The 25,196-nt window shown below is 67.6% G+C and carries 24 protein-coding genes and 1 riboswitch; of the genes, 8 read left to right on the top strand and 16 right to left on the bottom strand.

The annotated features are described in order from the left end of the window. Positions 1-29 precede the first annotated feature (29 nt). Positions 30-1,550, top strand: a complete 1,521-nt coding sequence (locus tag LFT45_RS20675; protein ID WP_236805432.1) for a glycoside hydrolase family 32 protein — start codon at positions 30-32, stop codon at positions 1,548-1,550. Between the two features lie 81 nt (positions 1,551-1,631). On the opposite strand, the gene LFT45_RS20670 is transcribed toward LFT45_RS20675, so the two are convergent. Then, on the bottom strand, positions 1,632-2,225 hold the full coding sequence (locus tag LFT45_RS20670; protein ID WP_236805431.1) for a DUF5655 domain-containing protein: 594 nt from the start codon (positions 2,223-2,225) through the stop codon (positions 1,632-1,634). A 57-nt stretch (positions 2,226-2,282) separates the two neighbouring features. Beyond that, entirely contained in the window at positions 2,283-2,795 is a 513-nt protein-coding gene (locus LFT45_RS20665; RefSeq protein WP_236805430.1) for a COG4315 family predicted lipoprotein, read from the bottom strand. A gap of 192 nt (positions 2,796-2,987) precedes the next feature. Between LFT45_RS20665 and LFT45_RS20660 the strand changes: the two genes are divergently transcribed. Together LFT45_RS20660 and LFT45_RS20655 are read left to right on the top strand one after the other, a co-directional pair. Beyond that, positions 2,988-3,488 carry a sigma-70 family RNA polymerase sigma factor gene (locus LFT45_RS20660; RefSeq protein WP_190604781.1) on the top strand — a complete coding sequence of 167 codons (501 nt, stop codon included), beginning with the start codon at positions 2,988-2,990 and terminating at the stop codon, positions 3,486-3,488. After that, positions 3,485-4,168 carry a zf-HC2 domain-containing protein gene (locus tag LFT45_RS20655; protein WP_236805429.1) on the top strand — a complete coding sequence of 228 codons (684 nt, stop codon included), beginning with the start codon at positions 3,485-3,487 and terminating at the stop codon, positions 4,166-4,168. The genes LFT45_RS20660 and LFT45_RS20655 overlap by 4 nt, the downstream gene beginning before the upstream one ends. 46 nt (positions 4,169-4,214) lie before the next feature. On the opposite strand, the gene LFT45_RS20650 is transcribed toward LFT45_RS20655, so the two are convergent. Together LFT45_RS20650 and trmB are read right to left on the bottom strand one after the other, a co-directional pair. Continuing rightward, positions 4,215-5,021, bottom strand: coding sequence for a DUF1206 domain-containing protein (locus tag LFT45_RS20650; protein WP_236809459.1), 807 nt, complete (start codon positions 5,019-5,021; stop codon positions 4,215-4,217). Positions 5,022-5,126: 105 nt separating this feature from the next. Then, entirely contained in the window at positions 5,127-6,059 is a 933-nt protein-coding gene (trmB, locus tag LFT45_RS20645; RefSeq protein ID WP_236805428.1) for a tRNA (guanosine(46)-N7)-methyltransferase TrmB, read from the bottom strand. Between the two features lie 185 nt (positions 6,060-6,244). On the opposite strand from trmB, the gene LFT45_RS20640 reads away from it, so the two are divergent. Beyond that, positions 6,245-7,492 carry an FAD-dependent oxidoreductase gene (locus tag LFT45_RS20640; protein ID WP_236805427.1) on the top strand — a complete coding sequence of 416 codons (1,248 nt, stop codon included), beginning with the start codon at positions 6,245-6,247 and terminating at the stop codon, positions 7,490-7,492. A 20-nt stretch (positions 7,493-7,512) separates the two neighbouring features. On the opposite strand, the gene LFT45_RS20635 is transcribed toward LFT45_RS20640, so the two are convergent. Beyond that, positions 7,513-7,932 (bottom strand): hypothetical protein, encoded by a 420-nt coding sequence (locus LFT45_RS20635; protein WP_236805426.1) that lies wholly within the window; start codon positions 7,930-7,932, stop codon positions 7,513-7,515. A gap of 208 nt (positions 7,933-8,140) precedes the next feature. Here LFT45_RS20635 and LFT45_RS20630 point away from each other — a divergent pair, with 208 nt between their 5' ends. Further along, complete coding sequence (locus LFT45_RS20630) at positions 8,141-9,403, top strand: MFS transporter (RefSeq protein ID WP_236809458.1); 1,263 nt, start codon at positions 8,141-8,143, stop codon at positions 9,401-9,403. Positions 9,404-9,473: 70 nt separating this feature from the next. On the opposite strand, the gene LFT45_RS20625 is transcribed toward LFT45_RS20630, so the two are convergent. Beyond that, on the bottom strand, positions 9,474-10,760 hold the full coding sequence (locus tag LFT45_RS20625; RefSeq protein ID WP_236805425.1) for an MFS transporter: 1,287 nt from the start codon (positions 10,758-10,760) through the stop codon (positions 9,474-9,476). A gap of 24 nt (positions 10,761-10,784) precedes the next feature. Then, positions 10,785-12,083: a M20 metallopeptidase family protein gene (locus LFT45_RS20620; protein ID WP_236805424.1), complete on the bottom strand. Its 1,299-nt coding sequence runs from the start codon at positions 12,081-12,083 to the stop codon at positions 10,785-10,787. A gap of 100 nt (positions 12,084-12,183) precedes the next feature. On the opposite strand from LFT45_RS20620, the gene LFT45_RS20615 reads away from it, so the two are divergent. Both LFT45_RS20615 and LFT45_RS20610 read left to right on the top strand, forming a co-directional pair. Beyond that, the gene (locus LFT45_RS20615; protein ID WP_236805423.1) at positions 12,184-13,257 is read left to right on the top strand and encodes an Lrp/AsnC family transcriptional regulator; all 1,074 of its coding nucleotides are present in this window, start codon (positions 12,184-12,186) and stop codon (positions 13,255-13,257) included. Positions 13,258-13,259: 2 nt separating this feature from the next. Further along, positions 13,260-14,657 carry an MFS transporter gene (locus LFT45_RS20610; protein WP_236805422.1) on the top strand — a complete coding sequence of 466 codons (1,398 nt, stop codon included), beginning with the start codon at positions 13,260-13,262 and terminating at the stop codon, positions 14,655-14,657. Between the two features lie 90 nt (positions 14,658-14,747). Here the strand turns inward: LFT45_RS20610 and LFT45_RS20605 are convergent, their stop codons facing one another. From LFT45_RS20605 to cycA, 5 genes are all read right to left on the bottom strand, one after another. Then, complete coding sequence (locus LFT45_RS20605) at positions 14,748-15,452, bottom strand: SAM-dependent methyltransferase (RefSeq protein WP_236805421.1); 705 nt, start codon at positions 15,450-15,452, stop codon at positions 14,748-14,750. Positions 15,453-15,495: 43 nt separating this feature from the next. Next, positions 15,496-15,825 (bottom strand): Rieske (2Fe-2S) protein, encoded by a 330-nt coding sequence (locus LFT45_RS20600; protein ID WP_236805420.1) that lies wholly within the window; start codon positions 15,823-15,825, stop codon positions 15,496-15,498. Continuing rightward, on the bottom strand, positions 15,822-18,332 hold the full coding sequence (gene nirB, locus LFT45_RS20595) for a nitrite reductase large subunit NirB (protein WP_236805419.1): 2,511 nt from the start codon (positions 18,330-18,332) through the stop codon (positions 15,822-15,824). Before nirB ends, LFT45_RS20600 begins: the two co-directional genes overlap by 4 nt. After that, entirely contained in the window at positions 18,332-18,679 is a 348-nt protein-coding gene (locus LFT45_RS20590; RefSeq protein ID WP_190604760.1) for a molybdopterin oxidoreductase, read from the bottom strand. Before LFT45_RS20590 ends, nirB begins: the two co-directional genes overlap by 1 nt. 201 nt (positions 18,680-18,880) lie before the next feature. After that, positions 18,881-20,371, bottom strand: a complete 1,491-nt coding sequence (cycA, locus tag LFT45_RS20585) for a D-serine/D-alanine/glycine transporter (RefSeq protein ID WP_236805418.1) — start codon at positions 20,369-20,371, stop codon at positions 18,881-18,883. Positions 20,372-21,092: 721 nt separating this feature from the next. Here cycA and LFT45_RS20580 point away from each other — a divergent pair. Further along, positions 21,093-22,946: a DEAD/DEAH box helicase gene (locus LFT45_RS20580; protein WP_236805417.1), complete on the top strand. Its 1,854-nt coding sequence runs from the start codon at positions 21,093-21,095 to the stop codon at positions 22,944-22,946. Between the two features lie 151 nt (positions 22,947-23,097). On the opposite strand, the gene LFT45_RS20575 is transcribed toward LFT45_RS20580, so the two are convergent. From LFT45_RS20575 to LFT45_RS20560, 4 genes are all read right to left on the bottom strand, one after another. Further along, positions 23,098-23,748 carry an MBL fold metallo-hydrolase gene (locus LFT45_RS20575; protein WP_236805416.1) on the bottom strand — a complete coding sequence of 217 codons (651 nt, stop codon included), beginning with the start codon at positions 23,746-23,748 and terminating at the stop codon, positions 23,098-23,100. A 27-nt stretch (positions 23,749-23,775) separates the two neighbouring features. Next, positions 23,776-24,159 (bottom strand): DMT family transporter, encoded by a 384-nt coding sequence (locus LFT45_RS20570; RefSeq protein WP_236805415.1) that lies wholly within the window; start codon positions 24,157-24,159, stop codon positions 23,776-23,778. Further along, positions 24,159-24,482 (bottom strand): DMT family transporter, encoded by a 324-nt coding sequence (locus LFT45_RS20565; protein WP_236805414.1) that lies wholly within the window; start codon positions 24,480-24,482, stop codon positions 24,159-24,161. The genes LFT45_RS20570 and LFT45_RS20565 overlap by 1 nt, the downstream gene beginning before the upstream one ends. Positions 24,483-24,491: 9 nt before the next feature. Beyond that, a riboswitch (guanidine-III (ykkC-III) riboswitch) is annotated at positions 24,492-24,558 on the bottom strand. A 70-nt stretch (positions 24,559-24,628) separates the two neighbouring features. Then, a complete protein-coding gene (locus tag LFT45_RS20560) occupies positions 24,629-25,159 on the bottom strand; it encodes a ferritin (RefSeq protein ID WP_236805413.1) in 531 nt (176 codons plus the stop codon). Positions 25,160-25,196 lie beyond the last annotated feature (37 nt).

Genomic DNA, 25,196 nt, shown 5'->3' with positions numbered 1-25,196 from the left:
CAGCCCTCTTCCTAGTTCGAAAGCGAACCATGACTTCCCTGAATGCAACGCCAGCCCTCGACTGCCGCTACCGCCCCAAATGGCACTACGCGGCCGAGCGCAACTGGCTCAACGACCCGAACGGGCTGGTGTACTCCAACGGGGTGTACCACCTCTTCTACCAGCACAACCCGCTCGGCGACGTGTGGGGCAACATGTCCTGGGGCCACGCCACCTCGGCGGACCTGCTGACCTGGGACGAGCAGCCCGTGGCCATCCCGTGCGACGAGCAGGAGGCCATCTTCTCCGGATCAGCCGTGGTGGACACGCTGAACACCAGCGGCTTCGGCGTCGGGGGAGTGCCGCCGCTGGTGGCGGTCTACACCAGCGCCTACTCCCCGGCGTCGCCGCTCGCCGGGCGGCAGGCGCAGTCGCTCGCGTACAGCACCGACGACGGCGCCACCTGGACCAAGTACGCGGGGAACCCGGTGCTGGACCGGGCGTCCGCTGACTTCCGTGACCCGAAGGTCTTCTGGTACGACGGCGATGCCGGCAGCTACTGGGTGATGGCCGCCGTCGAGGCCGTCCGGCGTGAGGTGGTGCTCTACAAGTCCGCCGACCTGCTCACTTGGGAATTCCTGAGCTCGTTCGGTCCTGCCAACGCTACGGGCGGGGTCTGGGAATGCCCGGACCTGTTCGAGCTGCCCGTGGACGGCGATCCCGGGAACACCCGGTGGGTCCTCGTGGTGAACCTGAACCCCGGCGGGATCGCCGGCGGCTCGGCGGGCCAGTACTTCCTGGGAACGTTCGACGGCGTGACGTTCAGTTCTGAAACCACCGTCACCGAGGGCATGCAGACCGACGACACCCGGATGCCCGACTACGGGTGGCTCGACTGGGGACGGGACTACTACGCCGCCGTCTCGTTCAGCAACGCCCCCGGCGGGCGCCGTCTCATGATCGGCTGGATGAACAACTGGCAGTACGCGGCTTCGACACCGTCGCAGGGCTGGCGCAGCGCCATGTCGCTGGTCCGCGAGGTCCGGCTGGAGACCCGCGCGGGGCGCCCTGCGCTGGTGCAGGCTGCGGTGGACCCGTTCGCGGCTTCGGGGACGGAGGTGTTCGGCGCCGGGCCGGCGCCGCTTGCGGACGGCGTGCAGTGGCTGCCCGTGGAGGCATCCGGGGATGTGCTGCGCATCGACGCCGAAATCCGTCCCGGTCCGGCAGGCAAGGTGGGGCTGGTGCTGCGTGCCGGCGAGGCGGACGGGCTCCACGAGCGGACGGTGCTGACCTACTCTTCGCCGGGCGAGCTCACCCTGGACCGGACGGCGTCGGGGAACGTCGGGTTCCATGCCGACTTCCCGTCCGTGGAGTGCGTGCCCGTTTCGCTGGACAGCAGCGGCCTGCTGCGGCTCACGGTGTTCCTGGACCGCTGCTCTGTGGAGGTCTTCGCCCAGGACGGACTGGTGACCATTACGGACCAGATCTTCCCCGCGGAGTCCAGCACCGCCGTCGGGCTGCTGGCCGAAGGTGACGGCGCCACCCTGGTAAGCCTCAGCATCACCGGCTAGTTCCTTAAACTAAAGCAACGCGGGGTCACTTACAGCCCAATAACCGCTCCGGAATGGGCCCTAAGTGACCTCGCGTTGGTGTCAGCTGTTCTGCCCAAGTGCCGTCTCGAGGATGTCCAGGAATTCCTGGTCCACATCCATTTCCGACATGAGCCGGACCTTGCGGTCGAAGAAGTCGCCCGCACGGACCTTGACCGCCTTGAGGCGCTCCCCAATTGGCGCCTCAATGCGGAGAGTAACGTCCACTGATGTGCGGTTCGCCCGCGTCACCTGCGCGAACTTCCGGCGGCTGGTGTGCAGCGATATGTAGCCTTTGCGCATCTGGATCTCCACGCCCGGATGGGCTGCGGCCCATGCCAGGAGGGTGTTGGCGATGGGCCGCAGGTTCGGATGGTCCGTGTACTGGCCATCAAGGAGTTCGTCGGCGTCCCGCAGCATGAACTCGGGATAGCCGAACATCTCCCAGGACACGGCGTATTGGGCGTAGCCGGTGATTCCGTGCTCGGTGCGCATCCATTCGCGCAGCTCGATATCGCTCTTCACTCCGGCCGAGTGTCCCCGCTCCGCCCACCAAAGGACGTCGTGTCCTGACTTCCGCAGCAGCAGTGCCTGGTTGCTGTCCACCATGGACTTCCAGGTTCTTGCCGCTGTTTTCAAATTGTGTGGATCCGCCATGCTCCGATGGTAGTGCCGGCACCTCCGTCAGAGGTGCCGGCCCCAGACCTGCGGGCTTTACTTGATCATCGTCCCGTCGGGTGCCACGAGGTACCAGACGTTGCCGACGCCCTGGCCGGTGATGTCGCCGGGGGCCTTGTCCTTCTCCCACAGGTAGACGGGCATGCCATTGACCGTCACCTGCTTCTTGCCGTCCGGCGTATCAATGGTGCCAACCGTCCCCGTTACACCCTCGACCTTGGGGGTGTCCGTGGCAGCAAACACCGGAGGCCACTTCACGAGGCAGTCGCCGGTGCAGTTGCTCTTGCCGGAGTCCTTCACGTCCTTCGTGAAGTAGTAGACGCTCATGCCTTTGCCGTCCACCAGGATGTCACCCTTGCTGGACGACGCGGTCTTCAATTCGACCGTGGCGCTGTCGCTGGTGGCCGACGCGCTTGCGGTGGTCGCCGGCGACTCGCTGGCCGGGGCGGCCGCCGAGGTGGTGGTGGTTGTGCCGGATCCGCCGCCACAGGCCGTCAGTGAGGCGGCAAGGGCCATAACTGCAAGGCCAACGCTCAGTTGCTTCTTCATGTGCTGCTCCTTGGCTCGGGCCGGCAGACTGAGAGACCGGCGCTATCTGGAATGACGCACAAAGGTGAAGAATGGTTCAAAGAAAATCTGACGCTGGCTGGAATTGAACTTTTCGCCGCCTGCCGGCGTCGTATTTGCCAGAAAGGCCGGCCCTCGGAGCCGGCTTTATAGGTCATTGCAGGGAGGCCGAAGGTGCCGCTGGATGAGGATTTGGTTGCAGCGATATACCGCGAGCACGGAACGGCGCTGCGCCGGTTTGTGCTCAGCGCCTCCCGCGACCCGCATCTTGCCGACGACATCGTGCAGGAAACAGTGCTTCGCGTCTGGCAACAGGCGCCCACGGTTACGGGCAGCATGCGCAGTTACCTTTTCCGGACTGCCCGGAACATCATGATCGACAACTACCGGAAGGCCCAGCGACGACCGGTGGAAGCCGAGGACCGTGACGTTGCGGATCCGGAGGAAGCCACGGGGCGGGTTGACGACCTGCTGAACAAGGTGCTGATGGAGGAAGCGCTGCTCCGGCTGAGCGCAGAGCACCGTGATGTTCTGGTGGCCCTGCACTACCGGCGGTTCACGGTGGGCGAGGCTGCGGTCCAGTTGAACATTCCGAGCGGAACGGTGAAATCCAGGGCTTTCTACGCGGTGAAGGCCCTGCGGACAATACTCGATGAAATGGGTGTGGAACGGTGAACGGCAAGGAAGTCCATGAGCTGCTGGGGGCATACCTGCTGGGAGGGCTCGACGACGCAGAGAGGCTCCGCTTCGAAGACCACCTCAAGCAGTGCGGCACCTGCCGCAGCGAACTGTCAGACCTGGAATCCCTGCCGGGACTGCTGGATGCCGTGCCGGTCCCGGACGCCGTGGCGCTCGCCGTTCCGGTGGCAGGCCGGCCCGGCTCCGAAGCCGCGTCACCTGCCCCGTCCCCCGTCCCCCAGCCGATACTGGACCAGCTGGCGGCACGCCGTCGTAATTCCCGACGGCGGCTGACGGCCCTCGTTGGGGTGGTGGCCGCGGCCTGCCTCGCCCTGGGATTTGCGGCGGCGCCCCTCTTTGACCCCGCCGACAAGCCCGACGCCAGCTATTCGGTCAAAGCCGATACCGGCATGCAGGTCACGGTGGGAATGGTCAAGAAAACCTGGGGCACCGAGCTGGCCGTCGACGGACGGAGTCTGCCCCAGAACGGCCGGCTTTCACTGTGGGTGAAGGACCGTGCCGGGGTTGCGGACCGGGCCTGCGCGTGGATGGCGACGCCCAGCGGAAGGGTTCGTGTCACCAGCGCGACGCCGCTGCAGTACACAAGCATCGCCAGCGTCGAACTGCGGAACGACCGGCAGCAGACCATTGCCGTCATTGCCGTACCCGGAACCTGAGCCGTCCAGCCCGAGCGGACCCGCCTGACTCACATTGGTGGCGAGCTCACATTTTGGCGAGCCGCGCCCGCACCACCGTGTAGGCCCCGTAGCAAATAAGTCCGGCGCCCACTGCGGCCAGCACGTACACACCGTAAGGCTGTTCCCGCAGTGCGCGGAGCCCGCCGTCAAGACCTGTCGACTGCTCGGGGTGGACGGTGACGGTGGCGATGACCACCAGCAGGCCCGTCACAAAGAGGGCCACGCCCTTGGCCACATAGCCCACCATCCCGAGGGCAGTGACCGCTTTGCGCGCGCCCGGCCCTGACGGCGGATTGATGTGCTTCTCAAAGGACTTTTTGAACCCGCGGACCGCGTAGATGATCCCCACGACGGCCACCCCCGCACCGATCAGCACCAGGAGCAGGACGCCGCCCGGTGCCTTCATCAGATTGACCGTGAAGTCACTGGTTGATTCCCGGTTGTCCTTGCCGGCGCCACGCGCGAAAGCGGCCAGCGTGAATGCCAGCCCGGCATACACGACAGCCTGCGCTGAGGCCTGCAGTTTCTTGCCGGCCTTGTGCTTGGTGGGCAACCGCTCGAAATCGAAAATCGCATCGCCGGCCTGCCACAGGGCCAGCGCCACACATCCGGCAAAGCTGCACCACAGAAGCACCGGGCCGGCCGGCTGGCTGGCAAGTTCGGCGACGGCGCCGCTCACATCAGCGCGGCCGCCACGGCCCCGGGCGAGCCCGAAGGTAATGAGGCCGACCAGGATATGGAGCACGCCGCTCACGGCAAATCCGCCGCGCGCCAGCATTTCGAGGGGCTTCGAGTTCGTGACGTCCTCGGCCCTGCCGGCTGCGCTTCTCAGTTCTCGTTTGATGATCGTTCCTTCGCGCCGGCAGCTGCTGTGGCACTGCGCCACACGCTTATCGTGCCACGGCGTGGCGCCGGGGAACAGAGGCTCCGGACGGGGTTAAACCCGCCGGTAGCAGAGGTCGAAAATCATGCGCCCGGCTTCGTGCGCCTTGCTCTCGAAGCTGGTACGGATACGGCCCTCGAAGCGGGGCGCCCACCCGCCCCTTTCGTCGATGCCCTCGTTGGGTCCCGTGTGTTCCGTGCTCACGGGCGCCCGTCCTTCCTTGACCGGCGCGCCGCCCACCAGCGACTCGACGCCGGTCTGCCACACGTGGGTGAGGGGGCTTTCGGGACCGCTGCGCTCGCCGTTGTGAAGGTTTTCGAACGCCTCCGATCCGGCGAGGACGTCCCGCACATGCACGGCATAGTTGGACCAGTCTGTGGCGATGCGCCAGAGGCCGCCCGGCTTCAGCGCCTTCGCGGCGAGCTCGGCGAATTCGGGCTGGATCAGGCGGCGCTTGTGGTGCCGGGACTTGTGCCAGGGGTCCGGGAAGAAAACCCACAGCTCGCTGACCGAGCCGGCCGGGAGCATGGTGGCCAGGACCTCGGGAGCGTTCGCCTCGACGACCCGCACGTTGGTCAAGCCACGGCTGTTGATCTTGATCATGGTGTTCGCCAGGCCGGGGGTATAGACCTCCACGGCGAGGAAGTCCGTGTCCGGGTTTTCCTCCGCGGCATGGCAGACGGCATCGCCCAGGCCTGAGCCGATCTCCACAATCAGCGGTGCCTTGCGCCCGAACTCGGCTTCGGCATCAAACGTGTAGTCGGGGTGGACCGAAGTGTTGGCAACATGGCGGGGCACGTCGATGGCCCATCGGCCCGAGTGCTCCTCCCAGGCCGCCTGGCGGCGCCCCTGCAGCCGGGTCCCGCGGCGGACGAAGCTGACCGGCCGTCCGCCGTAGGTTCCGTAGGATGCCTGGCTTCCCGGCGTGACCGGCCGGGGCTGGTTCGGGTCGGCCGACGGCTGGGGGGATTCGGGAGATTCGCTCATCCCTTCCAGAATACCGGCGGTTTTTGGCGGCGTATGCCAGTTACGCCGTGCAGCAGGGCGGCGTACAGTGTTGCTATTCCGCCGGCTGCCCAAGCGGAACGGTCATCAGCCGCCGCCCGTCCCCGGGGACGTTTTCCCGCCGTGCCGGCGGATGAATGCAAAACAACGCAGCTTCAGGAAACGCCATGGAACCATCTGCATTCCTCGCTGAACCCGCGAATTCACCGGGCACCATAGCCATCCTCGGTGCGGGACCGGCAGGGCTGGTACTCGCAATCTCCCTTGCCCGGCGCGGGCTATCTGCCACCGTCATCGAACGCGACGTCCCTCCAGACATTGCACCGCGCTTCAATCCTGACCGTTCCTACACCATCGACATCTCGGGCCACGGGCTCAAGGCACTCCGCCACATCGAGGCCGTGGCCGAGTTCGACCGCCGCATGTTCCGTTTTAAGGGCCTCAAAATCCCGGGTCGTGGAACGGAGGAGTGGACATTGCCCGGGTGGACCGGATCGCGGGGCGACATCCTCCGGGCGCTTATGGCGGTCCTCGACCGATATCAGGACAGGGTGGCACTCGAGTTCGAAACAAACGTGGAAGGCGTCGACCCAGTCACAGGTTCACTGACATCCCGGCAACGATCCGGGGAATCGAACATCAGGACCTTCGGCCTGCTTGTTGGGGCCGACGGGGCCGGATCCACAGTTCGGTCGGCGCTGCAGGCCCGAATTCCCGGGTTTACGGTCACTTCCAAGTCCTTTCCCAACTACTGCACAATGATTGAGCTCGATAACGTCGGGGACCGGCTGGACAAGAACTATCTCCACGGACTGTCGACCCGGCCCTTCTGCGTGGCAGGCGCCATAAAGGGTGATGCAGGGCATGAGTCTGCCCGGTGGTTCTGTGCCATCGGAACCAAGGAAAAGATTCGGTTCTCTGGAACGGAGGAGGCGCGCAAATTTCTGCAGACGCGGTGTCCCCGGGTTCTTGAATTCGCTGGCGACGAGCAGGTATCGGCCTTCGCCAGCCGGACGTGCTACCACATCGGACGCAGCCTGACCTGTTCCCAGTTCCATGGCGGCAAAGCAGTCCTGATCGGGGATGCAGCCGCGCCTTACCCGCCGATCGGACAGGGAGTGAACGGGGCCATGGAATCGGCCATGGTCTTGGACCAGTGCATCCGGGACACCGGCAGTTCGCCGGACAGGTTGCCGCACGCGGCCCAAATGTACACGGAACGGTGGAAGCCGGAAGCCGACGCGGTGTCCTGGATCAGTGAACGAAGCCTCTTCGAAAACCGGTTCCACACGGTCCGTGCGCTTGCCACGTCGATGCTGGGCCTGAGCATCTTCGAGCAGGCCAAAAGTGCGGATGTGCCCTACTCCCAGGTCCGCCGCCGCGCCGAGCGCCTGTGGCCGCTCTGGGCGCGCTGACCGGGGCGAGGGCTGCCTGCTCAATAGAAGACATCAAACTGGCCGCGCTGAATTGACGGTAGAAATAAGATGACGGCCTCCACCGGCACAACTATAAGGCCGGCAACAGCAGCGCTCCACCCGATGGAACCGCGCGGCGACCGCCTGAGGGCGAAGAGTCCAAACGTCAGGGCGAGCAGTCCGAGCAACACAGGCAGGCTCAGGAAGACGAAGTTTGCCATCCATTCCTTGCCGTTGCTGCCGGTATCCGGGCGGGTGAACAGCGCGACAAACATGGTCGGCACGATGGTGACCAGCATGCTGGGCATCACCAGCACGGCACAGATGATGCTGGCCACGCCCGGGCCGGTCCCGCGCTGCCTTTGGCTGCCGGGGCCTTTGCCCGGCGGGCCGTACCCCGGTGGCGGCTCAAGGTACTCCGGTGCCCGCTGATCGCTCATGGTGTCCTCCTTGACTGGGGCGACTGGCCTGTGAAGTGCATGTGCAGCCAGAGTATGGGCGCCCCGGTGACCCGGGACACCATGCAGCGCCCGTATGTGGATAACCGCGGAGGGGGGCCGTCCGGGCCCTCGACCGGTCAGCACAGCACAGCGCGACTGCAAGAATGGGCGGGTGATCGATGCCCAGAATTCCCGCAGCCACGGCAGCCTGCCGCAGCGCCCAGCCGTTAGCCCGGACACGCTCGTGGATGCAGAGGCCGACGACGTTCCCGCCGCCGAACCCACCCGTGTGGCCGGCCGCCGGGAGTTGGCTTACCTGGGCCTATGCCTGGTGCTGATCGGACTGAACCTCAGGACTGTGTTCTCCAGTTTTTCGGCGGTGCTTCCCGAGGTGACGTCCGACGCCGGCCTGCCAGGCTGGGCGGTGGTGGTGCTGACCACGGTGCCGGTCACCCTGCTCGGCGTTTTCGCGCCGCTGGCCCCGGTCCTGGCCCGCCGGTTCGGCGCCGAACGGGTTCTGCTGGGCGCCATGGCTGTCCTGACGGCCGGTCTGCTCCTGCGGCCGGCCGAGGTCCCGGGCGCCGGGCACCTGCCGGCGCTGTTCGCCGGAACGGCGGCGTGCGGTGCCGCGATTGCGCTGTGCAACGTGCTGCTGCCCGGTCTGGTGAAACGGGACTTTCCGCACCGGCTCGGCCTGATGGGCGGGCTCTACACTACGGCCATCTGCGCCTCCGCCGCCCTGGGTGCCGGCTTCACCTACCCCGTTTTCAACGTTACCGGCCAGTGGACGTCGGCGCTGTGGTTCTGGGCGGCACCGGCCGCCGTCGTACTTCTGCTCTTCCTGCCGGTGGCCGTACGACAGCGGCACGGACAGCACAAAGCGGTGCGGGACGGCGTGAACGTGTGGCGCTCGGCGGTGGCCTGGCAGGTCACCATCTTCATGGTGCTGCAGGCGATGATGTCTTTCAGCGTCTTCGCCTGGCTCGCGCCTATCCTGCGCGAGCGCGGGGTGGACGGGGGAACAGCCGGGCTGATTGTGTCCGTGTCCATCGTGCTGCAGACGCTGGGTTCGCTGTTCGCTCCGGCGCTCGCCGCGCGGTTCCGCGACCAGCGGGTGATCAATACCGTGGTGGCGCTCATGAGCGGCGGCGGCTTTGCCCTGAGCATCTTCGGCCCGCTTGAGCTGATCTGGGTGTGGACGGGCCTGCTGGGGCTGGGCCAGGGAAGCCTCACCGCCGTCGCCCTGACGATGATCATGCTCCGCACCCGCGACGGACACACCGCAGCCCACCTCTCCGGCATGATGCAGGGGGTGGGCTACGGGCTTGGTTCCACCGGCACGCTGCTGGTGGGCCAGCTGCACCAGGGCACCGGGTCCTTCGCTGCAGCGGGGCTCCTCTTCCTGGCGGTGGGAATGCTCGCGGCGGTGTTCGGCTACCGTGCGGGGCGGGACAAGTTCATCGGCGACTGAGACCCCCATGTAGGTAGCAGCAGAGGGCGTTCCCAGCCGTGGGAACGCCCTCTGCTGCTACCTAGTTGGGTCAGTGCGCCAGGTCCTTGCCCTTGGTTTCGGGGATGGTGAAGATGAACGCGACGCTGATGGCCAGCAGCACCACCGCGTAGACGTTGAACAGGTCCGGCATGTGGATGGTGGTGCCCAGCCACTGCTGCAGGTACGGCGCAGTGCCGCCGAACACCGCCACGCAGATGGAGTACGGTACACCCACGCCCACCGTGCGGATGCTCGTGGGGAACAGCTCGGCGTACACGGCCGGAACGATGGCGGCGCTCGCGGCGATGAAGATGAGCATCACGGACATGCCCACGGCCAGCTGCCAGGCGGAATCCTTCAACAGCCACGTCATCGGGAAATGCATGACGGCGGAACCGATTGCGCCGGCCCACAGCACCTTCTTGCGGCCGATCCGGTCGGACAGCTTGCCCCAGACCGGAAGCGCGGCAATGAACACGATGTTGCCGATGACGCCGGCCCAGAGAGCCTCGCCGCGGTCGATCTTCAGCGCAGTCGTGGCGTAGCTGGGAGCCACCACACCCCAGATGTAGTAGATGACCGTCAGGCCCACGGTCAGGCCGATCACCTGCAGCGCCTGCTTGCGGTACCGGACAATCTGCGGCCAGAGCGGGGCGCGCTTCTCCGTGGCGGTCTCGCCCTCGAAGACATCCGTCTCGTGCAGCCGGGACCGCATGATCAACGCGTACAGGCCCATCGCGGCTCCGATCAGGAACGGGATGCGCCAGCCCCAGGCGTTCATGACCTCCGTGGTCAGTGCCATGTTCAGGACGGCGCCCAGCAGGGTGCCGAACAGGATCCCCACCGTGCCGGAGGTGTAAATCAGCGTCGCCCAGAAGCCGCGGTGTTCCCGGGGCGCCATCTCGGAGAGATACGTTTGCGACGACGGCAGCTCGCCACCGTGGGCCAGGCCCTGGACCAGCCGGGCCACCAGGAGCATCAGCGACGCGAACGCCCCGACACTGGCAAAGGTGGGGGCAATGCCGATCATGAGGCTGCCCAGCGACGCCAGGCCGACGGCGAGCGTCATGGACGCCTTGCGGCCCACCCGGTCACCGATCCAGCCGAACAGGAAACCGCCGAAAGGACGGGCAACAAACCCGACGGCGAAGATCGCCAGCGTGGACAGCACAGCCGAGGCGGGGTCCGACTTGCTGAACAGCTGGCTGGCGATGAACGGGGTGAAGGTGGCGTAGATGGCCCAGTCGTACCATTCGACGGCGTTTCCGATGCCGGTGCCGATGATGGTCTTACGGGTCGTGATCCTGCCCTCTTGGGCGTTGATGATGGCGGTCATGGTTGTCTCCCTGGAATGGGCGGGCTAAAGAGCCGGAACGGAAGCGGGGACCCGGGCGCCGGCGGCGGCCAGAGCATCCAGGCGGTTGATGGCGAGTTCGGCGTAGAGCGCGGCCCCGTCAGCCAGAACGCCGTCGTCGAACGTTGCGTACGGCGAGTGGTTGAACGGGGAAGTGGCGTGGTCCGCGTCCCGGGGGACGGCGCTCAGCCCGACAAACGTGCCGGGCACCTCGGCGAGGACCCGGGAGAAGTCCTCGGAGCCGCTGAGCGGCGTGGCCCACCGCGAGAGCCTCGAGTCGCCGAACAGTTCGGTGATGACGTTTTCCGCGGTGTGTGTCTCGTCCTGGTCAGTGATGGTGAGGGGGTATTCCTGCTGGTAGTCCACGTCGACTTCGAGGCCGTGTGCCGCCGCGATGCCTTTGAGCAGCCGCGGGACGGCATCCATCATCCGCTGCCGGTTCTCCTCGGAGAACGTGCGGATGGTGGCCTCGATGCGCGCCGATTCCGGGATGACGTTTCGCTTGGTGCCCGCATGGAGGACGCCGACGGAGAGGACCACGGGATCGAACATGTTGAACTGGCGCGTGACCATGACCTGCAGGGCCGTGACCATCTCGGCTGCGGCCGTCACCGGATCCTTGGCCGAATGCGGGGCGGAGCCGTGGCCGCCGGCGCCGAGCACGGTAACCACCAGGCCGTCGGAGGCACTGAGCATCACGCCGGGCTTGGTGCAGAACGTCCCGTGCGGCTCGAGGGAGGAGAAGACGTGCATGCCATAAGCCGCGTCGACGCGCCGGCCTGGTGCGTCCAGGACGCCTTCGCGGATCATGTAGCTCGCGCCGTCGAAGCCTTCCTCGCCGGGCTGGAACATCAGGACGACGTCGCCCGCCAGCCGGTGTTGCCGCTCGGCTAGGAGGGTGGCTGCGCCGGTGAGCATGGCAGTGTGGAGGTCATGGCCGCAGGCGTGCATCGCGCCGTCGATGGTGGAGGTGTAGCCGACGCCGGTCTTCTCCTGCACGGGAAGCCCGTCCATATCCGCTCTGAGGAGCACAGCAGGCGGGAGCACGGCAGGCGGGAGCACAGCGGGCGCGGTGCCTGCGGCGCCAGCGGAAGCGCCGCCGTCGTAAGCCCCGCCGCGGAGAACTGCGGTGACCGACGTCGTCTCTTTGCCCAGAGTGATTTCGTAGGGCAGGCCCTCCAGGGCCTTCAGCACCTTCTCCTGCGTCCGCGGCAGCTTCAGTCCGATTTCGGGTTCCCGGTGCAGGCTGTGGCGGAACCTGGCAAGGTCTTCCTGCATGTGGCAGGCGTCTGCGGCAATCGGCACGTGTTCTCCTCGTTGGTGGTCCGGTGCTGTGGGTCTATTCTGGAGTGGCCTGCTTCACATCCGTCCGAACTGCTGGAAAGATGCAAAAGCACTGGGCGATATGCAGGATTCATGCAGGGCCCGACCGAAGGGAGGACCGCTGGACGTCACGGAGGAAGACCTCGCGCTGATCAACGCCCTGCAGATCGCACCACGGCTGAGCTGGGCCGACGCCGCGGAGGTCCTGGGCGTGCACGCCACCACCCTGGCCGCGCGGTGGGAGCGCCTCACCGCCGCCGGTGCCGCCTGGGTCACGGCTCATCCGATGGGGGATCCGCAGAAGATGTGCCTCGCCTTCGTTGATGTCGAGTGCGAGCTCCACCGCCGCGCAGAGGTCACCCGGGCGCTGGCGGCGGTGCCCGAGATCGTCACCGTGGAGGAGGCAGCGAGCAACCGGGACCTGATGTTGACGGTCATCACCGGCTCCCTGCAGCACTTCACCGCTGTGGCGTCGAAGCTGCACGCCATCGAGGGGCTGGTCAAATACCAGACCTCACTGGCCACACGGCTGCACACTGGCGCCTACGCCTGGCGCATCAACGTCCTCAACCGGAGCCAGCTCCAGGCGCTCCGGGCGCTCGCCGGTCCCGAGGCCGCAGGGTCGGCCCCCTCGGCGGCGGTGGGGGAGCCGCTGCCCGCCAGCCACCTGGCGATCCTGCCTTTCCTGTCGACGGACGGCCGGGCGACGGCGGCGGAAATCGCCCGGGCTCTGGACCGGCATCCGGCCACGGTGCAGCGCCAGCTGAACAGGGTGCTTGCCAGCGGCGTACTCTCCTTCCGCTGCGAGATTGCGCAGCGGTATTCGGGCTTCCCGGTGACCTGCCACTGGTTCGCCAACGTCCCGCCGGGCCAGCATGAGGCGGCAGCCGAGGAGCTCCGCAGTTTCCGGAACGTGCGGCTGAGCGCCTCCACCACCGGGCGCACCAACTTCGTCATCATTATGTGGCTGCAGTCGCTCGCGGATGTCATGACCGCGGAGCTGGCCCTTCAGCAGCGCATCCCGGGCATCGAGCTGGTGGAGAGCGTGGTCATGCTGAGGACGGTCAAGCGGGTGGGCTGGATGCTCAACCCCGATTCGACGGCCAGCGGTGACGTTGTCGCCGTGACCACGGGCGCCCCCGAGCTGGTGGGCTGACCGTGCACGAATCTGCCGTGTCCGCTCCACCCGGCGCCGGAATCCTCCAGCGGCCCTACGTGCTGGTGACCGTGGGGGCCTGCGCCCTCGTGTTTCTCGCCGCGTTCGAGTCCCTCGCCGTCACCACGGTCATGCCCGTGGTGAGCCGGGAGCTTGGCGGGGCCGGCCTGTACGCGCTCGCCTTCGCCGGCCCGCTGGCCACCGGTGTGATCGGCATGGTGGGCGCCGGGAACTGGTCCGACAGGCGCGGGCCCGTCGGCCCGCTGCTCGCCTCCGTGGCGGTCTTCGCGCTGGGACTGCTCGTGGCGGGGACAGCCGGCACCATGTGGGCGGTGGTGGCCGGCAGGCTGGTGCAGGGGCTGGGCGGCGGCGCCATGACGGTGGCCCTGTACGTGGTGGTGGCCAGGGTCTATCCGCCGGTCCTGCATCCCAAGATCTTCGCCGCCTTCTCCGCCGCGTGGGTTATCCCGTCCCTTGTGGGGCCGTTCGCCGCCGGGCTTGTGGCCCAGCTGGCGAGCTGGCACTGGGTGTTCCTCGGAGTCGTCGTGCTGGTACTCCCCGCCGTGGCGATGCTCCTTCCCGCGCTGCGCGGCGTCCGGTCCGGCAACGCGAACGGGAACAGTTCAGCGAACGGGAACGGTTCAGATGCAGTGGGCGGGCAGGTGCCCTGGGCGCTGGGGCGGCTTGCCTGGGCGGCCCTGGCCGCGCTGGCGGTGTTGGGCCTGAACCTGTCCGCCGGGCTTCCGGTGGCCGGACCGCTCGCGGCGGGGGCCGCCGTCGTGATTGCCCTGCTGGCCGTCAGGCCGCTGGTGCCGCGCGGAACCCTCACCGCCCGGCGGGGCCTGCCCAGCGTGATCCTGATCCGCGGGCTGGTGGCGGCCGGTTTCTTCGGTGCCGAGGTGTACCTGCCGTACCTGCTTGTGGAGCGTTACGCCTTCTCGCCAACGTTCGCCGGTCTGACCTTGACCGGCGGAGCCCTCGCCTGGGCCGCGGCGTCGGGCGTCCAGAGCCGTCTGGGCGGGCGGCTGGCCAGCCCGGCCGCCGTGCGGATCGGCTCCGTGATGGTGCTGCTGGCGATTGCCCTGGCGTTGGTGACGACGGCGCTTGGCTGGCCCGCCGCCGTCGCCATTGCCGGCTGGGTGCTTGCCGGCGGCGGGATGGGGCTGGCGTATCCAAGGCTGAGCGTGATGACGCTGGCCCTTTCCACGCCGGACACGGAAGGCTTCAACAGCTCCGCGATGTCCATTTCCGATTCCCTGGGCGGTGCCCTCGCGCTCGCCGCCACGGGAATCGTGTTCACGGCATTTACGACGACGGCGGCCTCCTTCGCCGGCGTCTTCGTGCTGACCGCGGTGATCGCCGCCGCCGCGGTCGCCATAGCGCCCCGCGTCGCCCACTAGCTTGCACTCCAATGGAATAGGTCAGATGCGGGGGAGGACCTTGTAGCAGAGGTGGGACACGGCGTCGCCCTGGAGCACGACGATGGGGTGCTAGCCGTCCAGGGTCTGCAGGCGGGTGGCGCGCAGGACGGCGTCGGCGAGCGTGGCCGACTGCCCGTCCGGGCCCGTGGCCGCCCGTTCCCGGCTGGTCGCGACGTCCACGTGCCACCCAGGCGGGGCGATGCCGAGTTCGGCCGCGGCCTGCTCCGCAGTGAAGAACATCTCTGAACCCGCGTGGCCGCCGCCCCCGTGCGAGTGGCTGTGTCCCTCGGCGTGGCTGTCCTCATCCGAAGTGCTCCGCCAGGGCGGCGGGCCGTCGGGATGGTGGCCGACGATCAGCAGTGTCCCGCCCGGTCGCACCGCATCCGCTGCCACACGGTGCGGCCGCTGCCATGGGGCCTCGGTGGAGTGCAGGAACTGGGCCGACACGAGGTCGAACTGCTCCTCCGGCGCCCACGCGTCAAGGTCGCGCTGCAGCCACGTGATGCGGCTCCCGGCCGCCGAATCCGCGGCGTGCTGCTCGGCCCGTTTAAGTGCGACGGCGGAGACGTCCACCGCTGTCACCGTCCAGCCCTGCTCGGCGAGCCACAGGGCGTCGGCGCCCTCTCCGCAGCCCAGGTCAAGGGCAGTGCCGGGCTCCAGCCCGGTTGCTTCGGCCACCAGCTGCGGGTTGGGCCGGCCGCTCCACACGCGCGGCCTGCTGCGGTACATTTCGTCCCAATGGCGCGCGGCGCCGTCGTGCCCTTCGTGGTCCATGGGGATCACCCTGCCACAGAATCGGGGGCGCACCTAGGGCAAGTCAGGGGAGCCGGACCACCACGTTTTGCGAGCCGTCGGCGAACACCGGGTAGCTCCGCAGGGGGCCGGCGCCGGTGGTGGAGCAGCCTGTCTCCAGGTCAAACGCGTGCTGGTGCAGCGGGCACATCACCACGTTCCGGTCGATGGTGCCGTCGGCGATGGGGCCGCCTTTGTGCGGGCACAAGGCGGACACCGCGCGCAGGGAACCGTCCCGGAGGCGGAACACGGCGATCTGTTCGCCGGCCACACCGTACGCGCGCCCCTCGCCTACCGGGATCTGGTCCACCGGACCGAGGACGTGCAGCCCGCCGCCGGACAGTCCGGCGCTCATCGGATCGGCACCCGGGGGAGCACCTCGAGCGGGAGCGACGTGCGGAACTGGCCAGGGGTGAAGGGGTCGTTGCGCTCGGCCCAGGGGTCGGTATAGCTGTCGACGGACCGCTGCATCGCCTCGTCCAGCCCGGCGGCGATCCCCTCGGCGTCGTCCACGATCACGGCGCGGAGGTGCTCAATCCCGACGCGCGGCACGAAGGAATATGTGCGTTCAAGCCAGTTGGCGTGTTCCCGGTAGTACTGCATGAACCGACCGGCCAGCAGCGTCACGGTCCCGGGATCGTCCACGGTGGCCAGCAGGTCCCCCTTCCGGATGTGGGCACCCGCCGCGCCCCCGATGTAGATCTCCCAGCGTCCGCCGTCGACCGCCACAACCCCAACGTCCTTGACCAGGGATTCCGCGCAGTTCCGGGGGCAGCCGGACACCGCGAGTTTCAGTTTCGCGGGAGACTCGATGCCCTGGAACCGCGACTCGATCTCGATGCCCAGCTTCGTGGAATCCCCCGTGCCGAAGCGGCAGAACTCCTGGCCCACACAGGTCTTGACGGTGCGGAAGCTCTTGCCGTACGCGTAGCCCGACGGCATGCCCAGGTCTGCCCACACCTTCGGCAGGTCCTCCTTGGGGACACCCAGCAGGTCGATCCGCTGCCCACCCGTCAGCTTGACCATCGGGATGTTGTATTTGTCCGCGACGTCGGCGATCCGGCGGAGCTGCTCCGGGGAGGTCACCCCGCCCTTCATCTGCGGCACCACCGAGAAGGTGCCGTCACGCTGGATGTTGGCGTGGACGCGGTCGTTGACGAACCTCGCGTCGCGCTCGTCGATGTACTCACCGGCCCACATCATTTTCAGCAGGGATGCCAGCCCCATCTTGGACTTTGCGTCCTCGGCGCCGGCCGGTGCCAGCGCCGCGAACACGGCAGACACGGACCGCAGGCCCCGGTCCCGGATCGCCGACATCAGCGCGGCCTTCTCCAGCGGCACACCGGGAACGTAGTATTCGGCCGCAGGGTCCTCATCCACGGTGCCATCAGCGGCCCATTCCACCACCTGCCGGACCAGCAGCTTGCAGGATCCGCAGCCCTTGCCGGCGCGGGTGACGTCCATGACGCCGGACAGCGTGGTGCAGCCGCCCCTCACGGTGTCCGTGATCGCTCGCTTGCTGACGCCGTTGCAGTTGCAGACCTGGGCATCGCCGCCGAGTTCGGCCACCCCGGCTTCCTCGCCGGGTCCGCCGAGATCGAAGAGCAGGGACACCCGTTCCTCCGGCAGCGGCAGCCCGCGGTCGAATGCCTGCGTCAGGTAGGCCACCTTGCGGCTGTCCCCGAGCAGCGTTGCGCCCACGATCTTGCTGTCGCGGATCACGATGGACTTGAACACGCCCCTGCTGGGCTCGGAAAACACCAAGTGCTCGTCGGTGTCGCGTTCCGGGGCCTGCAGCCCCATGGAGGCGACGTCGACGCCGGCCACCTTGAGCTTCGTGGCGGTGCGGGATCCCAGGTAGACAGAGGAGGGATCTGCCCCGGTGACGTGGTCGGCCAGCACGGCGGCCTGCTCCCACAGCGGCGCCACCAGCCCGTATACCTCTCCGCGGTGCTGGACGCACTCTCCGACGGCGTAGATTTCGTCCTCGTCGGGGACGCGCATGTGGTCGTCCACCACGATGGCCCGCTCCACCGGCAGGCCGCTGGTCACCGCCACCTCCACATTGGGGCGAATTCCGGCAGCCACCACCACCAGGTCGCATTCGATGTTCGGCTGGTCCCGCAGCTGGACGCCGCGCACCTTGTCGCCGCCCAGGATGGCAGTGGTCCGGCTGCTCGTGTGCACCCTGATGCCGAGTGCCTCCACGCTGCGGCGCAGGACCGCGCCGCCGTCGGGGCCCATTTGCGCGTTCATCAGGTGCCCGCCGGAATGGACGACGTCGACGCCGACACCGTGGCTTTGCAGGCCCCGCGCGGCTTCCAGCCCCAGCAGTCCGCCGCCGATCACGACGGCGCGGCGGTGGTGGTCCTGCTGGGCGTACGACACCATGCCCTGGGTGTCATCGATGGTCCGGAAAGCGAACACGCCTTGCAGCAGCCGTCCGCCCGGCGTGTACAGGCCCTCGACGGCGGGCATGGACGAGCGGCTGCCGGTGGCAATGATCAGGACGTCGTACGGCGTGGCCCGGCCGTCGTCGGAGAACACCAGCTTGGCGAAACGGTCGATTTTTTCGACCCGGACCCCCGCGTGCAGCGTGATGCCGTTCTCCCGGTACCAGTCCAGCGAATTCAGGAAAATGCCACCCGCGTCCTCCTCGCCGGAGAGGACATGGCTGAGCATGATCCGGTTGTAGTTGCCATAGGGCTCGTCGCCGAACATGGTGATTCTGTGCTGGACCGCGCCGCCGCGGGCCAGGATTTCCTCGACGGCGCGCGCACCGGCCATCCCGTTGCCGATCACCACGAGCCTGCGCCGCGTATCAGCGGGCGTGCTCCGCCCGCGGCTGGCGAGGGCGGTCATCAGTGTTCCACCATGCCCATGTCGACAACGACGGATCCGCTGACCCCCGTGTCCGCCAGCAGCCTCAGCTCGATCAGCGAGCCGCCGTCGATGTCTTCCACAACGCGGAGCGGGACGTGGACGTCGCCCCTGGCCGCAATCGGGAAGTACCGCATGGGCACGCCGTCGCGCATCAGGACCACCGTGATCAGCTCCCCGGAGGAATTGCCGCCCCGGAAATAGAGGGTCTGGTTGATCACGCCGTCCGGGACGAAATGGGAGAGCTGGCTGTGGATGGGCACGGCCTTTTCGAGCCCCGCACCGTCGAACGGGAAGATGCCCTGAAGGAAGATGTTCTTCAAGATCACGGTCAGATCCTTTCGGCGGAGGAACGCTGCGGCCGCTGGCATCAGCCCGGCATGAGTCCATCCTTCGCCGCACGTGTTACATCGCCCGGCTGCCTGTGTAATTTCCGCTTAACACCTTCCTCACCGTCCGTCGGCCAGGCATGGAAAAGCCGCGCCGCGGGTCACTTGGGTGCCCCGCGGCGCGGCGTTTATCGTGCGGAATTAGGCCTTGCCGGAGGTCACCGCGGGGACGCTGGCGCCCTCGGCCTTCCACTCCTCGATCCGGGCCTGCTGCAGCGGCGTCTGGCGGTTGAAGTACCAGGCAGCGCCCAGCAGCAGGAACCACACCGGGGCAACCACCAGCGCGAGGCGGGTGTCCTCGGCCTGGGCCAGGGCTACGAGCATGAACACGAAGAAGGCCAGGACCACGTAGGGCATGAAGGCCGAACCCGGCATCTTGAAGGCGGACGCCGCGTGGAGTTCCGGCCGGCGGCGGCGGAACATGATGTAGCTGATGAGGATCATCGACCAGACGAACATGGTCAGCACCGAGGCCACGGAGGTGACGATGGTGAAGGCGCCGATCACGGAGTCGCCCGCGTACAGCAGGACCAGGCCGGCCAGCAGGAAGACGCAGGAGAACAGGAGCGCGTTCTGCGGAACCTTGCGGACGCTGAGCTTGCCGAAGGCCTTCGGGGCGTTGCCGTCCTGCGCGAGCCCGTAGACCATGCGCGAGGTGGAGTAGATGCCGGAATTGGCGCTGGAGGCGGCCGAGGTGAGGACGACGAGGTTGATCACAACGGCGGCGATGCCCAGGCCGGCGAGGGTGAACATGCCGATGAACGGGCTGCTGGCGGCGTCGATGCTGCGCCACGGGTTGACGGCCATGATGACCACCAGGGCGCCCACGTAGAAGAGCAGGACACGGATCGGGATCGAGTTGATCGCCCGGGGAAGGTTCTTTTCCGGGTCCTTGGTTTCGGCGGCTGCCGTGCCCACGAGTTCGATGCCGGCAAAGGCGAAGATGGCGATCTGGAAGCCGAGGATGAAACCGAACATGCCGTGCGGGAACATGCCGCCGTCGTTCCACATGTTCGCCAGGTTGGCGACCGCGCCGCTCGGCGAGGTGAAGTTGGTGGCGATCATGACCACGCCGGTGGCGATCAGGGCGAGGATGGCCACCACCTTGATGATGGCGAACCAGAACTCGGCCTCGCCGAAGGCCTTGACCGTGGGAAGGTTCAGCAGGATGAGGACCACGGGTGTGATGAGTGCCGGGATCCAGAGGGGAGTGCCAGGGGCCAGCTTGTCCACGTAGCCGGCGATGGCAACGATGTCGGCCACGCCCGTCACTACCCAGAAGAACCAGTAGGACCAGCCGGTGAAGAACCCTGCCCACGGGCCAAGGATGTCGCCGGCGAAGTCGCTGAAGGACTTGTAGTTCAGGTTGGAGAGCAGGATTTCGCCCATGGCCCGCATGACGAAGAACAGCATGAAGCCGATGATCATGTACACGAAGATGACGGACGGGCCGGCGAGGGAGATGGTCTTGCCGGAGCCCATGAACAGGCCGGTGCCGATGGCGCCGCCGATGGCCAGGAGCTGGATGTGGCGGTTGCCGAGTCCGCGGGCGAGGTGCGGCTCCCTGCTTTGGCCGGATTCAGCACGCTCTGCGGACGGCTGATCGGAAATGCTGGTGGTGCGTTCAGACATCAAGTCTTCTTCCTTGTCACAGGTGCCGGCACGTCCGGGAAGTTGCCGTGCCGGCCGCGTCGGTCCGCCATGGATGTGACGGAACTAACAGTTGGGATGGTGTTAAGACTATGAGCGGCGGGGCGCGGCAGGGGGTGCAACCGCCGCCCGCGCTGCTCGGCAGCGGACGGGCTGGGTGTCCCCGTACCGGGCGGAGTGGTCCGCCAGAAAAGCGCATTCCTGCAGTCCAGCCGGTGGTTAGCCGCGCTGGCAGGAAATTCGCACTGAGGGCGAAGCGCCGCAATAGTCTTCGACATATGTCCAGCATGCCAGTCCCAAATGTCGCCCATTGTTGTCCGTGAGCTGCATCACGCCTTGCCGGGCGGTGCCGAGAGGGGCAAGAGCCGCGGCCGGCGACGGGTTGAGGCCGCAAAGGGGGCAGCGAAAGTTCCGGCATAGGCGGCAGCAAGCGGGGCGGGAATGGCTCGCGGGGCCCTGATGGTAGACTGGTGGGACTTGATGTGCAGTGATGCCCGCTTTGCTCTGAAACTTGGAGAGTGGGCTTTTTTCATGTGAGAGGCACATCCTGCGTCGATGAACGCTATTGGTCCCGGCGGCCGCTGTTTGAACTCTGGCAGCAGCCCGGTTGATCACCTGACTTTTCTTCGGCGACCCCCTGAGCCAACCGGCGTCGGGGGCCGATATCCGCTGGATACCGCCTGAAAGACCCTGATAAACGCATATGACTACTTTTGCTGCCCTCGGCACGCCCAAGGCACTCACCGAAATCCTGGCCGCCCAGGGCATCGAATCCCCGTTCCCCATCCAGGTCAAGACCCTGCCGGACACCCTGGCCGGCCGCGACGTCCTGGGCCGTGGCCGCACCGGCTCCGGTAAGACCATCGCCTTCGCCATCCCGCTGGTGGCCCGCCTCGCGGAGCGCGAAGCCGCCTACTTCCGCAAGCCCGGGCGCCCCATGGGCCTGGTCCTGGCGCCCACCCGTGAACTGGCCACCCAGATCAACGCAACGATCGAGCCGCTGGCCAAGGCCATGGGCCTGAACACCACCGTGATCTACGGCGGCATCTCCCAGGCCCGTCAGGAGAAGGCGCTGCGCGCCGGCGTCGACATTGTCATCGCCTGCCCGGGCCGGCTGGAGGACCTGATCCGCCAGCGCATCCTGACCCTCGAGGCCGTCGAGGTGACGGTGCTGGACGAGGCCGACCACATGGCCGACCTCGGCTTCCTGCCCGTGGTCAAGAAGCTCATGGACATGACCCCGAGCCAGGGCCAGCGCCTGCTGTTCTCCGCCACGCTGGACAACGGCGTGGACAAGATCGTCCAGCGCTACCTGTCCAACCCGCTGACCCACTCCGTGGACGATCCGCAGGCCGCCGTGACCACCATGGAGCACCACGTGCTGGTGGTCAACGACCAGACCGTCAAGAAGCAGCTGATCGTTGAACTGGCGTCCGGCGCCGGCCGCCGTGTGCTGTTCATGCGCACCAAGCACCACGCCCGCAAGCTGGCCAAGACCCTGACCGACGCCGGGATTCCCGCCGTCGACCTGCACGGCAACCTGTCGCAGAACGCCCGCGACCGCAACCTTGCCGAGTTCTCCTCCGGTGACGTCCGCGTCCTGGTGGCCACCGACGTCGCCGCCCGCGGCGTGCACGTGGACGACGTCGAGCTGGTCATCCACGTCGACCCGCCCACCGAGCACAAGGCGTACCTGCACCGCTCCGGCCGCACCGCCCGTGCCGGCTCCGACGGCACCGTGGTCACGCTGACCCTGCCCGAGCAGCAGACGGACGTCAAGAAGCTCATGAAGGCTGCCGGCGTCGAGGTCAGCTTCGAGCGGGTCACCGCAAGCTCGCCGATCGTTGCCGAGCTGGTGGGCGCGATCGCCGACAAGGTTGATCCTCGGACCCGTGCGGCTCTCCTCGCGGCGAAAGCTCCGCAGCAGGGTGCCGGCAAGTCCACCGGCGCCAACGCGGAGCGCAAGCGCGCACGCCGCCAGGCATCACCCACGGCCGGCGGCCGTGGCGGCCGTGGCGGGCGCGGGCGGGTTTCCGCTGAGGCTCCGCGCACGGACCTGCCCCGCGCCGAGCGCCGGGCCGCGGCCTACGAGGGCCGCACCGAAGCTCGTGCGGCTGCCGACCGCGTCGCTGAGCAGAACGAGGACCGCGCCACTGCGGCAGCTGCTGCCCGCCGCAACGCACGTGGCCGTGGCACTGCGTCCACGCACCGCAACGATGTGCCTGCGGCTGGTGGCCGTTCATCGGCCGGACGCGGTTCGGACGGACGGTCCGAGTCCCGCTTCACCCGCAGCGAATCCCCCCGTGGCGGCACCGGCCGTCCGGCCAGCGGCGGCCAGCGCAGCGGACGTCCCGCCACCGGCCAGCGCGCAGCGGCCGGCAGCAAGGCCGGCGGCAACGCTCCGGTCTGGTCCTCCACCACCGGTGGCACATCGGGTGGGTCATACGCAGGCGGTTCCTCGTCGGGCGGCAGCGGCCGCTCCGGTGACGGACGTCCGGCCCGGAAGGCCCCGCGCCGCGCGTCGGCCCCGGCGTCGAACGAGCGCCGCGGCCGCTGATACCCGGCCGACGACACGCCAGGTAACTGGCGACACGCAAAATGCCGGTCGCTACGGGAATTCCCGTAGCGACCGGCATTTTGCGTAGCGCAGATCACTGAGCGCAGCGCAGCTCACTGGGCGCAGCGCAGGTCACTGGGCGCAGCGCCAGCTACCAGCCGCGGGCGCGCCACTCCTCAAGGTGCGGCCGCTCGGCGCCGAGCGTGGTGGGCTTGCCGTGGCCCGGGTGCACCACGGCGCTGTCCGGGTAGATGCCGAAGATCCGCTCGGTGACGTCCGTGAGCAGTTGGTTGAACCGCTCGGGGTCCTTCTGCGTGTTGCCCACGCCGCCAGGGAAGAGGGAGTCGCCGGAGAAGATGTGGGCCGGTCCCTCCGGGTCCTGGTAGACGAGCGCCACCGAGCCGGGGGTGTGGCCGCGCAGGTGGACGGCGGTGACGTCGAACCCGTCGAAGTTCCCGACGTCGCCGTGGTCCAGCAGCACGTCCACCGTTACAGGCAGTTCCGGGGCGTCTTCCGTGCCCGCGGCGGTCTTGGCTCCGGTGGCTTCAACGAGGCCCGGCAGTGCGCGCACGTGGTCCCAGTGCTGGTGCGTGGTGGCGATGAGCGCCAGCTTGGGCTCGCCTGAAGTGTCCGCCGTGGCATCCGCCAGCAGACTCTGGATGGCCGGCAGGTCATCAGCGGCGTCAATCAGCAGCTGCGCTCCGGACCCCTTTGCCGTCAGCAGATACACGTTGTTGTCCATCTCGCTGACCGAGATCCGGCGGATGGTGATGTCCCGAAGTGAGTGAATGAGCGTGTCCATGAGGCCAGTCTAGGGATGAGACCCAGCCTAGGGAGGCGAACCGGCCCCGCGCTGAGTCCCGCGCTGGCGGGCAGAACCGGCCGGCAGCATCTTGAGTCCGGCCGCGCATCCCACAATCCCCGCGATGAACAGCACCTTGAGCAGGCTGAAGGGCTCGACGCCGGTGGCCATGGCCCAGCCGACCGTTAGCGCCGCGCCGATCCCCACCCAGACGGCGTAGGCGGTGCCGAGCGGGATGTGCTTCACCGCCATGCCCAGGCCCTGCATGCTGAGCGCGGCCGTCACCACGAAAACAACGGTGGGTAGTGGCCGGGTCAGGCCGTCGGACAGGCCCAGTGCCGTCGCCCAGACGGCTTCCAGGACGGCAGAGGCGAGGAGGATAATCCACGCCGTGGCAGGCTTCGCGAGCATCAGGCCACCACCTTCAGGCCAACCACGCACGCGGCGATACCGGCCAGCAGCAGGAGCCGCGCCGCCGTCGGCCGTTCTACTTTGGCGACGATCGCGTAGGCGGAGGTCAACACCACGCCCACGCCCACCCACACTGCGTAGGCGGTGCCGGTGGGAATGGACTGCATGGCGATGCCGAGGCCTGCGGTGCTGGCCACGACCGCGACCAGGAAAAGGGCTCCGGCCGCCATCCGGCGCCGGCCGGAGGACTGGGACGCCCGGTGCAGCGCTGCCGCCCACACCGCCTCGAGGGCACCTGAAAAAATGAGGATGAACCACGACATGACAGATCCTTTGGCCAGTCTTGTCGCGCACCGGGTACTGAACCGTCGTCCGGAGGTCCGCGGAAGGGGACCTTGGTTTTCACCCTAGCAACGCCCGACGGCGGCGGCCACCGTTGGTGGCAAAGCTCACCGCCAGCGGCCCCCGATCAGAGGGCGCCGCCGGCCGCCTCCGGCGCTGCGGCATCGCGGCCGCCGTCGCCGATGGTTTCCCGGGCGACAAAGTTCTCGATGTCGAAGGTGTTGTCCGCCCGTTCGGCGATGTTCAGGAGGGTGGTCATCGAGGCGACTTCCTCCACCTGCTCTTTGAGGAACCAGAGCATGAACTGCTCGCCGAGGGCATCGTCCTCGGCGCGGGCTGCGCGGAAGAGGCTTTCGATGCTGCGGGTGACTTCCTTCTCCTGCTGCAGCGCGAGTGCCAGCGGGTCGGTGACGGAGGCGAAGTCATTGCGGACGGCGGGTACGCCGGGGATGCTGACGGAAACGCCGCGGTCCACCATGTACTGCACCATCATCATGGCGTGGTTGCGTTCCTCCACCGACTGCCGGTAGAAGTACCTGGCGAGTTGGGGGAGATCCTGGTTGGCGAACCAGACGGCCACGGCAATGTACTGCTGCGAGGCTGCGAATTCGTTGCCTATCTGCAGCAGCAGGAGGTCGCTGAATTTTGACTTGGTCATGGCACCGAGTCTAGGGTCCGGCACCTCCTGCGGACCA

This window comes from Arthrobacter sp. FW305-BF8, assembly GCF_021789315.1.
GTDB lineage: Bacteria > Actinomycetota > Actinomycetes > Actinomycetales > Micrococcaceae > Arthrobacter.
Note: the sequence above shows the minus strand (reverse complement) of the source record. Positions and strands in the feature narration are given on the sequence as shown.

What these genes read in the sequence shown, in the direction of transcription:
- LFT45_RS20675 (WP_236805432.1), top strand. Translation starts at nt 30, where the DNA reads ATGACTTCCCTGAATGCAACGCCAGCCCTCGACTGCCGCTACCGCCCC.
- LFT45_RS20670 (WP_236805431.1), bottom strand. Translation starts at nt 2,225, where the DNA reads ATGGCGGATCCACACAATTTGAAAACAGCGGCAAGAACCTGGAAGTCC.
- LFT45_RS20665 (WP_236805430.1), bottom strand. Translation starts at nt 2,795, where the DNA reads ATGAAGAAGCAACTGAGCGTTGGCCTTGCAGTTATGGCCCTTGCCGCC.
- trmB (WP_236805428.1), bottom strand. Translation starts at nt 6,059, where the DNA reads ATGAGCGAATCTCCCGAATCCCCCCAGCCGTCGGCCGACCCGAACCAG.
- LFT45_RS20640 (WP_236805427.1), top strand. Translation starts at nt 6,245, where the DNA reads ATGGAACCATCTGCATTCCTCGCTGAACCCGCGAATTCACCGGGCACC.
- LFT45_RS20635 (WP_236805426.1), bottom strand. Translation starts at nt 7,932, where the DNA reads ATGAGCGATCAGCGGGCACCGGAGTACCTTGAGCCGCCACCGGGGTAC.
- LFT45_RS20625 (WP_236805425.1), bottom strand. Translation starts at nt 10,760, where the DNA reads ATGACCGCCATCATCAACGCCCAAGAGGGCAGGATCACGACCCGTAAG.
- LFT45_RS20615 (WP_236805423.1), top strand. Translation starts at nt 12,184, where the DNA reads ATGCAGGATTCATGCAGGGCCCGACCGAAGGGAGGACCGCTGGACGTC.
- LFT45_RS20605 (WP_236805421.1), bottom strand. Translation starts at nt 15,452, where the DNA reads ATGGACCACGAAGGGCACGACGGCGCCGCGCGCCATTGGGACGAAATG.
- LFT45_RS20600 (WP_236805420.1), bottom strand. Translation starts at nt 15,825, where the DNA reads ATGAGCGCCGGACTGTCCGGCGGCGGGCTGCACGTCCTCGGTCCGGTG.
- nirB (WP_236805419.1), bottom strand. Translation starts at nt 18,332, where the DNA reads ATGACCGCCCTCGCCAGCCGCGGGCGGAGCACGCCCGCTGATACGCGG.
- cycA (WP_236805418.1), bottom strand. Translation starts at nt 20,371, where the DNA reads ATGTCTGAACGCACCACCAGCATTTCCGATCAGCCGTCCGCAGAGCGT.
- LFT45_RS20580 (WP_236805417.1), top strand. Translation starts at nt 21,093, where the DNA reads ATGACTACTTTTGCTGCCCTCGGCACGCCCAAGGCACTCACCGAAATC.
- LFT45_RS20575 (WP_236805416.1), bottom strand. Translation starts at nt 23,748, where the DNA reads ATGGACACGCTCATTCACTCACTTCGGGACATCACCATCCGCCGGATC.
- LFT45_RS20570 (WP_236805415.1), bottom strand. Translation starts at nt 24,159, where the DNA reads ATGCTCGCGAAGCCTGCCACGGCGTGGATTATCCTCCTCGCCTCTGCC.
- LFT45_RS20565 (WP_236805414.1), bottom strand. Translation starts at nt 24,482, where the DNA reads ATGTCGTGGTTCATCCTCATTTTTTCAGGTGCCCTCGAGGCGGTGTGG.
- LFT45_RS20560 (WP_236805413.1), bottom strand. Translation starts at nt 25,159, where the DNA reads ATGACCAAGTCAAAATTCAGCGACCTCCTGCTGCTGCAGATAGGCAAC.